General features: G+C 56.5%; 7 protein-coding genes. 1 reads left to right on the forward strand and 6 read right to left on the reverse strand.

Translation table 11 applies throughout. The features are described from left to right. Positions 1–24: 24 nt before the first annotated feature. Positions 25–1,431: a mannose-1-phosphate guanylyltransferase/mannose-6-phosphate isomerase gene (locus WD429_RS07220; protein WP_368421501.1), complete on the reverse strand. Its 1,407-nt coding sequence runs from the start codon at positions 1,429–1,431 to the stop codon at positions 25–27. Positions 1,432–1,434: 3 nt separating this feature from the next. After that, entirely contained in the window at positions 1,435–1,593 is a 159-nt protein-coding gene (locus tag WD429_RS07225; protein WP_368421502.1) for a VOC family protein, read from the reverse strand. 78 nt (positions 1,594–1,671) lie between these two features. Between WD429_RS07225 and WD429_RS07230 the strand changes: the two genes are divergently transcribed. After that, on the forward strand, positions 1,672–2,610 hold the full coding sequence (locus WD429_RS07230; RefSeq protein ID WP_368421503.1) for a DUF1853 family protein: 939 nt from the start codon (positions 1,672–1,674) through the stop codon (positions 2,608–2,610). 11 nt (positions 2,611–2,621) lie between these two features. Here WD429_RS07230 and WD429_RS07235 read toward each other — a convergent pair whose 3' ends face one another. The 4 genes from WD429_RS07235 to WD429_RS07250 form a co-directional block, all read right to left on the reverse strand. Further along, entirely contained in the window at positions 2,622–3,491 is an 870-nt protein-coding gene (locus tag WD429_RS07235; RefSeq protein ID WP_368421504.1) for a hypothetical protein, read from the reverse strand. Positions 3,492–3,748: 257 nt separating this feature from the next. Beyond that, positions 3,749–7,219 carry a toxin VasX gene (locus tag WD429_RS07240; RefSeq protein ID WP_368421505.1) on the reverse strand — a complete coding sequence of 1,157 codons (3,471 nt, stop codon included), beginning with the start codon at positions 7,217–7,219 and terminating at the stop codon, positions 3,749–3,751. 3 nt (positions 7,220–7,222) lie between these two features. Next, positions 7,223–8,047 carry a DUF4123 domain-containing protein gene (locus WD429_RS07245; RefSeq protein ID WP_368421506.1) on the reverse strand — a complete coding sequence of 275 codons (825 nt, stop codon included), beginning with the start codon at positions 8,045–8,047 and terminating at the stop codon, positions 7,223–7,225. Further along, on the reverse strand, positions 8,044–9,092 hold a 1,049-nt coding region (locus WD429_RS07250; protein ID WP_368421507.1), incomplete at its 5' end, for a type VI secretion system Vgr family protein. The genes WD429_RS07250 and WD429_RS07245, both read right to left, overlap by 4 nt.

Consider the following 9,092-nt stretch of genomic DNA (forward strand, 5'->3'; position numbering starts at 1 on the left):
TCATCCTGAGCCGGCCTGAATCCATTAAACGCGGTTATAGGTGTCCTCGAAACGGACAATGTCGTCCTCTCCGAGATAGCTTCCCGTCTGAACTTCGATGAGTTCCAGTGGAATGACGCCCGGGTTGGTCAGCCGATGGGTGACCCCCAACGGAATGTAAGTCGACTGATCTTCCGTTAACAGCAAGGTCTCTTCGCCACGGTTCACGGTGGCGGTCCCTTTCACCACGACCCAATGCTCAGCACGATGGTGGTGCTTCTGCAGGGACAGGGACGCGCCAGGGCTGACCATAATGCGCTTGACCTGAAAACGGCCGCCCATGGCAATGCCTTCATAGGTGCCCCACGGGCGGTAGACTTTTTTGTGGAATCGATGCTCAGACCGGCCCTGAGCTTTCACCTGGGCCACCAGCTTTTTGACGTCCTGCACCCGACCACGATCAGCAACCAACACCACATCGTCGGTTTCCACAATGACATGGTCGCTCACCCCAAGCGCCGCAATCAGACGCCCTCCGGAGTGAAGGTAGCAACCCGAAACATCCTCGGTAATCACATCGCCACGGCAGACGTTGCCGTTTTCATCCTGCGGCTGGATTTCCCAAAGTGCGGACCAGGAACCGACATCGGACCATCCCGCGTCCAGCGGCACCACCACTGCGTCCCGGGTCTTTTCCATCACGGCGTAGTCAATGGAGTCGTCGGGGCAGCTCTCAAACGCCGCCTTGCCGACACGCACAAAGTCCAGATCCGCCTGCTTCTGACTCCAGGCTTCGCGGCAAGCCTTGAGTATTGCGGGATTATGACGCTCCAGTTCTTCCAGATAGCGGTCCGCCCGGAACAGGAACATTCCGCTGTTCCAGAGATAGTCCCCTTCGGCCAGGTACCGCTCGGCTGTCGCTTCATCGGGCTTTTCCACGAAGGCGGCTACGTCCTGATAGCCAGAGTGGCTCGCACCTGCCTTGATATACCCATAACCGGTATGAGGTGCCGAAGGCACAATCCCGAAAGTGACCAGCTTGCCGGAACGGGCGGCTTCCGCGCCCTTCTCCACCGCTTCCCGGAATGCGGCGAGGTCCTTCAACACGTGATCGGAGGGCATCACCAGCAGCAGTTCTTCCGGCTGCTCTTCGGCGGCAGCCAGAGCCGCCAGAGCAATAGCCGGCGCGGTGTTTCGGCCAACGGGTTCGAGAATAATGCCGGCGGTGCGATCCGCCGCCTGGGCCTGGAGGTGAGCGGCCACCACAAAACGATGGTCCTCGTTGGTAATCGCCATCACCCGGGCGCTGTTATCCAACGCAAGCCCGCGGTCAATCGTTTCAGCCAGCAGCGAATCGTCAGATACCACGGGCAGGAACTGTTTAGGGTACGCCTCACGGGAAAGCGGCCACAGACGGGTGCCGGAACCGCCGGACAAAATCACTGCAAGCATGGGTCATCCTTGGTTAAACGTTTTAGCATTCCACGTTTTGAGAATTCTAGCTGAAAGCCGCCGTGTTTCCCATTGCGGCCCGTTCATTTCCAGCAGGTCACAGAAGAAGTGCAGTGTCTCATCCAGATTGCTGACCCGGATCATGGTGTGAAGGTAGTGCATGGTTTGTCTCCCGACAAACAGCTTCGGGCATAGGCTACGAACACTGATCAATATCACCGTTTGGGTTATCCTGACCGGATGAACCAGAACCCTGAAACATCAGACCAACGGCCCTTGCGGGTTCCAGCGGTGCGCCATCTGGCGTGGATGTGTCATGCACCACAGCTTATCAGCTCCGACATGGAATTTGATCCGGGAAATTACCTGCCGGAGGATGTCGGGGCACGCCTGATGGCATGGGACAGAGAACCTCACCGCGGCCCGGCCATACTGACAGAACAACCGGCAAAACGTCTGGGGCACTATTTCGAGCGGTTGTACGAATGTTTGATCAGAGACCTGATCGGCTGGGAAATACTGCTCAAAAACCAGCCGATTCGAAGCAACGGTATTACCCTGGGTGAGCTGGATTTTATTGTGCGAAACCCTGCAGATGGTGGCGTTGAACACCATGAAATTGCCGTTAAATTCTATCTTGGCCACCTGGATGTAGGCGAAAGCCTACCCCGATGGTACGGCCCGAACGCAAGAGACCGCCTGGACCTGAAGACGGATCGACTGAAATCCCACCAAAGTCAGCTTACAAAGCACGCTGAAACCCGGCACCTGCTGACCTCCCACGGAATAGAAACGCCCGTTCGACCGCGGATCTTCATGCCAGGCTACCTTTTCTATCCATCAACCCACTCCCTGCCCGAGCCGAAAGATGTTCCTCCGGATCATCTGCGCGGCCACTGGCTTTCGATCAATGAGCTGGACGAAAGCGCCAACAGGGCCGGCGTGAGCCCACAGAGCACGCAACACTGGATTCCCCTGAACAAACCGCACTGGCTCGGTACCTGGCACCAACAACACGCACCAGATCCACAGGAAACTGAAAAAGCCCTCGACGTGATTCGTTCCGTCCATATCCCCCGCTTGTTCGCGGTGCTGACACCCTGCACAGAAAGCAGGGGCTGGCGTGAAACGGACCGCGTGTTCGTTGTGCCTGGCCACTGGCCGTCGGCCATAGGGTGATTGATATAGGGTCACGCGGTCATTGAGGCTTCACCTGAGAACTCTTCACCAACCTGAGCAAAGATCTCCGTAACAGGCCTTCCCGGATTCGCCGTCTGCAGTTCCCGCACCCGCTTACTCTGACGCTTCAGCTCCTCGCTGGGCAGTGCCCACTGGTCTTCCGGGAGCGGTTCGGACCACTCCGCCATGGCCTTGGGCAATGCCTTCTTGCTCATGCGCTTGACCTTTTTGACCTCCCACTCCACCAGCCTATTAGGAATGGTCCAGAAGGTGACCAGGTGGTACAGGTACCAGCCGATCAGATAGAAAACTCCCCGCTTGCCTTCCCGGTGCTCCTCATGAAGGCGTTTGCGGGCGTTGCTGAAAACGTGAACGCCTTCCCAAGGGGGATCGTCCGGACCCTGGAGGTCCAGTGGGTCCTGGATTTCCTTCAGGGTATGGACTTCGTACTCCATGTAGGAACGGACCGCCTCCCAATTGCTGATCGCTTGGGGCAGGCCGTAGGTCTCAAACTCCAGGGTGTATTTTTCGCCGGTTTCCGGGTGATAAACACCAATGCCGAAGCCGTACTGGCGTTGCACACCGTATTCGGTAACGCCCTGAGCTTCTGTTACCCAGGCGACCAGTTTTTCCCAGGGTACAAAAATTGGTTCTTTCTGCCCCTCTGGGACGAAACATACTTCTCGGCGCTGGCGGTTGAAGCGGGTGGGGATTACGTTCTTTAGCCTGGCATAGGCCTGCCAGCGAGGGAGAGAGAGTATGAAGAACCCAAAGAAACTCCCCCAAAAACCAAGCCAGAAGGTAATGTCAAATACACCTTTGAGAGCATGAATGGCATCAGGCCAGCCATTACCTAGCCAGTAAAACAACGCAAAGGCCATTAAGGGGACACCAAAAGCAGTAAACAAGAAGCAGAAAAATGGTATGCCAAGAGTGGCCTGCCAACCAAATACCGAGCTTATCCCTGTACCAAAATCCAAGTGACAGTTATTCACTTCCCCCACTGCATGCCCATGATCCACCGACGGCATACCAGTTGGCAGGGGTCTGGGTGCTAAAAAGGTTAACCGTCCGCTTGGAAACGGCTCGGAACGTCCAGCGCGGGGCGGCTGATCAGCCTGGGTAACTTTCGAATTCATTAAAGACTATCCATCACTATGAATGGCTGGCGGAGCTGCCACCAGGTAACCTCCTCTTCAGGTGGCTCCTGCACGGGTGTAAGTGGATATAGACTGTCCAGGGTCACCTTCAACATATACACGGATGCAGTGTAAGCACCATCCGCCTGCAACGCTTCCAGTTTGACCATCAGGGCAAGATCACGGGTGCGGATGCCATGTCGGGTTTTCTTATGGCTCGGCGGCGTGAAGGTCAGTTGAAGGTGATCGGCATCGACCGGTTGCTCCAAACTAGCCAGGATTGCACCAATACAGGGCACCCACGTTTCCGGTTGGACGGAGAACATCCCCCTTTGTCCCGGCTGGATCCGCCATGCAGCGATGGACACCTTTTGGGGTGCCTTGCCTTCCAGTGGCTCCATCAGGCTATCCGTCGACAAACCGTAGCAGTTTAACGTTAATCTGGAAGACCCTTCATCTTCCCCGGGTATTTCGTCAAGGGTGACACTGTCACCAATCCGGGCAAAGGCCTCTACATAGTCTTCGAGCGAGTCATTATGGATCTGCTCAGTCTCCCTCGACCAGGGCGTGGTTTGTAGCCATCTACCCCGTTCGCTCAGGTTGTGACCGTTATACAGCCAGCTACCGCCCAATTCAAATACTGTGAAGATCAGCCCTGCTACATTCAGACGGAAAAACAAACTAGACAAGGTTCGGCCGGTAGCAGCCCACGCCATGGCCTTGCTTTTAGCCCCTCTTGCTGCAAGAACCTGAAAGAAAGACCGGCCAGTCCGATACAGCCCATACGCATTAGTACCCGCCAGGCCACCACTACCAACCATACCAAGCACTGCACCAGCCTGGGCTTCGGCATTGCCAGTCTGAACCGATCTTAACCAATTCTCCCGGTGCTTGTAGGCGCTAATGCTGGCACTGAAAGCTCCGAACAGATAGGCAGGACCACCAAGCCCCACATGCAACTTACCCATCCGGATATTCACACTAGTCACAGCGGTGCGCTGCCAAGCATCGGCCAGGGCCTGCGCTCTGGCACTGTAAGCTGTATCCATCAAACCTTGAGCGGCCAGGAAACCTGCAGCAGAGGTGGCAAGGGCACTTTCCGCAAAACGAACATAGCTTCGCTCAGAAGAATCTTGAGCTTTACCTCCAGTCACCGCGTCAACAAGATTCACCAACTGCGCGACGAACAACAAAACCCCAAGCCCATCCCCCATCACGTTCATTCGAGGTGCCGAGGCCAGGCCCTGCCGGAAATGTCCGACTAATCGGCCTATTTCCTGCTGAGCCAATGCCGGCGGTACCAGTGTCAGGGCTGCACGGCCTGTTGTGGCTGGCTCTAGCTTCAGACCGGTGTCGGTTTCCTCAACCGGGCTGAGACCCGCTGCCACGCGCTTGCCAATTTGACGGTGCTCTTCACGGGTCGCCTTGAATTCAGTCACCAACCCCTGAGCTTTCTCGGAGCGATGGCCATGGGTTGATTTGGCAACCTCATGATCGTTCCGGAGCTGCTTCATCCGTTGATCAAGCTGCAGCATCTTTCTAAGGTTGTCCCTGAATGTTGCCAACTCGCTTTGCGAAGCAACACGGAACTCGGCCTTACCTTGATCTATGGCGTCGAGCATGCGCCGCTTGAAAAAATACGGCAGATCCCGGAAGAGATCATCCAGGTCAGGCAAATTCTGGCTATCGATGGTTTTATACAGTTCCCCGACAGCGCGCCCCTTGGCTTGGGCAATTGCGGGAGCGATCGTGTCTCCCAACGCCTCTGATTTTATCTGGATTTGCTGCGAGAAATTGGAGAAGTCTGGAAGCTTGCCCTCTTCTGCCTCCTTTATCCGCTGAACCCAATCCGCTGCCTGTTCGACCACTTTGTAGCCCGCCAAGCCAACCGCTGCATAGGTTTTGGCCAGCTCACCGTCTGCGGACCGGTCACTCTTTGGCAGGGTCTGGAACAGAGGGCGACTGTATTGGGGGTTCTGCTCCAGCCACTCCAGTACGCCTTCGCTCGCTTCGTCGGAACGGCAAATGTCCTTCAGGCAGGCATACTCCAAATCCAGCGCTGCTTCGATCTGCACCTCGTCTTCCGGGTCAAAATACCAGGCGGCCTGGTGATAGCGATTGTCTGTCAGCAGTTGGACGCGATCAGTGGTTATGTCTGTCAGCAGTGTCTGCCAGCGAGCCAGTTTGGCGCGCTGGCAGACCATGAACTGGTCCATGGCTTCACGATCAATCAGGTCATTGATTCCACGATGGCCAAAACCTCGTCCTTCCAGAATTGCTTTCAGGTTCTCGCGATGCTCCTTTTCCAGAGCGACAATGCCTTCTATGTGTGAGTCCACGAAATCTGGCCTGGCCCCTTCGAGGGCTTGTCGCAAATACCACTCATCCACTGCCCGCTGCATTTTGGGCATAATGCTGTAGGCATTGGTCCGATTGGCTGTACTCCGGATATCTTCCACCCTCGACTTGACCTCAGAGGGTAGCGAGGAGTCGTTGGCGCCCGGTCTCTTTTCGTCTTCAAGTTGTCTCAAGGCCCCCAGCAATGCGGACTGGGTATCTGAACGATCAGTTTCAGGCATCGCTTCCAGGTCTTGCTGCATCGAGACAATAGCAGGGTGATCCGAATTGGCGATCACCGCATCCAGCCCCTGCTCATCCAACAGGGTCATGGACTCGATCAAGGTACCGAGAAAATAGTCCCGCTCTTCGTCGCCCGCCTCCGTCCAGCTCTCAAGCCAGCCCACCACATCATCCTGGTGCTCGGCTAAGTCCAGCATGACGCCCACGTCGTCCCTCAGAACAAGGCAGAGACAATTCGACGGGTCATCAATACCCTGCTGTTTGATGAGCTTGCCAAACCGGCTTTCGTGGTAATAGGGCTGGTTTTCCCAGTGGTAAGGCTCTCTCTCCTGGGAATGGCCACCTTCAGGGAATTCAGGGATACCGTCTTCAGAGAATTCGGCCACCCATTCCCTGGCCTGGTCGGGGGTAAGCAGGTATTCACCGCCACTCAGTGGCGAAGCGCTGGCCAGATCGATCCTCTGCAACAGCACATCGCGCTCTTCTGGGTCGTTCATAACCTGCGCTTTTTTACGGGCTGTCCACGCCATGTCCGAGAAAGCCACGTATAGAGTATGAGATGCGGGGTACTCCAACGTGCCATCGTTATGGCCGGTCAGTTCACCGTCTTCATGCCGATACTCGTGAATCTCCTCGATATCGGCGTCCAATACATAAATGTAGCCATGCCTCAGAAGACGGTAGCCAAGAGGGCGGGAGCTTAATGAGTATGGGTAGCCGGGGTCGGTATCGGCAGGTGTGACTTCCACCCGGCCGTATCGAACAGGCAATAGATGTACAGACTTCAGCAATGGGCATGAAGCCGGCTCATCAATGGGGGTGCCTGGTTGCTCCCAGCACAAAAGGTCGTTGCTTGCCCGATCGTCAGTGGGGCGTTGTATCCGTGCCATCGTTCATCCTTGATCTTGCGGTGGGGCCTGTTGGGGGGAGCTGTCGGTGTTTGCTCGCTCTGGCAATGAGGCAAACAGGAATTGCATGACTTCACGCAAGCTACCACATCCGCAGCCAAGCGCGTCATCCAGTGTTTTTCGCAGTTTTGGATAGGCATCCTTTAACTGAACTCCACCCAACTTCTGACGCACCGGCTCCTCCAGGCGGTTCCAAAGTTGCAGTGCATCTTTGCGTCGATTGAAAGCTTCGAAAGCGGCATTCAACTCCGGAGAGGGAGTGATTTTTTCGAAGTAGTTGCCGGTATTATCTGGCTGGACGTCCGGCATCCTGAGCATGTGCCACTGTTCACTGATGCAGTCCGGAACGATAAGTCGTTCCACGACTCCTGAGGGGCAGCGAGACAAATTATCTCCGATCACCAACCCGGCCAGCGCAGGATGAGCAATACGCATCAGCTCGTCACAGCCCGATACCGTCTCTATTTGCAGGTGACCTCGCAGCCAGCGGGTAGCGGTTATGCGGTCTGTGCTTGAAACCAGCAGATAGCCCTGCTCCAACACAGGACCCTGTTTCAGAAACCCTTCCAACACCGGATCTCCAGGCCCACTGAGCCATACCAGCCAAGGAGACAGGTCCGCAACCGCCTCCCAGCGGGTGGTCATATATAAACATTCCGCATTGACGGGCTGATCACCGGCCCACTGGTATATCTGTTTGCCAAGCCCCTGAATAGCGACACCATCCAGAACAAGCCCGACAGAAAGATTCTCAGGCCAGGCAAAATGATTAAAGGGCGACTCCGCAATTGGCCAACACTTCTGATTCATGAGCTCTGCTCCTCACAAACCGGGCATGTCGCGCTTCCCTTCCTGAGTGCAGCCACCTGGGACTCCACATTCACCGCCGGGGCGTTTTCTCGCTGATCAACCTCCGCCAATGCCTCCTGCTCGTGTGCTTGTGGCTGATCACCCTCGATTATCTGAGGCATTTCCGCCACCACCACTCCCTGCCCCGAACCGCTCCCCGGTGACCCACCAGAATTAATCTTGATCCCCGGCCCCGCGAGCGTCACGCCGCTCGGGTCCAGCTTTAGCAAACTGCCACCCGCAGAGATGGTGAGTTCCGCGCCCGCATCCAGCACCACTTTGGCACCCGCCTTGTGGTGCACTTCCGTCCCGGCTTCGCTGAGGGTGCCTTTGCCGGATTTCTGGTGGAAGGTGCCGACGATATTCTGGCTGCAATCACCGCCGACGGACTCGCGTTTTTCGCTATCCACGGTGCAATGGTCGTTGGCTTTGATGTGGCTGAATTCGTTGTTATCGACCGTGCGGTGGCTGTCGTTTTTGACCACTTCGGTGCGGTTGTTCTCGGTCAGCAGGTCCAGGTCTTTCTGGGCGTGAACGTAGATCTGTTGCTGGTCCGCTTCGTCTTCGAACCGCAGTTCGTTGCTGCCCTCGCCTTTGTGGGTCTTGGTTTTTAAGGTGGTGCGTGTTTTGTGCTCCGGCAGCGCGTAGGGCGGGGTGTTGGTGGCGTGGTAGGTTCTTCCGGTAATGATCGGCTGGTCCGGGTCGCCGTCGAGGAAGCTGACGATGACTTCGTGGCCGATTCTGGGCAGAGCCATAAAACCGTATTGGCCGCCGGCCCAGCCCTGGCTGACGCGCAGCCAGGCGCTTGAGTGTTCATCGTTCTTCGAGTAGCGATCCCAAGGGAAGCGGACTTTGACGCGGCCATGCTCGTCGCAGTGGATCTCTTCGCCTTTGGGGCCAGTGACCATGGCCATCTGCGGGCCGTCCATCAGGGGCCTTTGGCTGATCCGGGGTCGCCAGGTGCGGTCAGCGGGCACGGCGTGGAAGGTGTTGTGGTAGGTGGTGG

This window comes from Marinobacter sp. (assembly GCF_040904845.1).
GTDB lineage: Bacteria > Pseudomonadota > Gammaproteobacteria > Pseudomonadales > Oleiphilaceae > Marinobacter.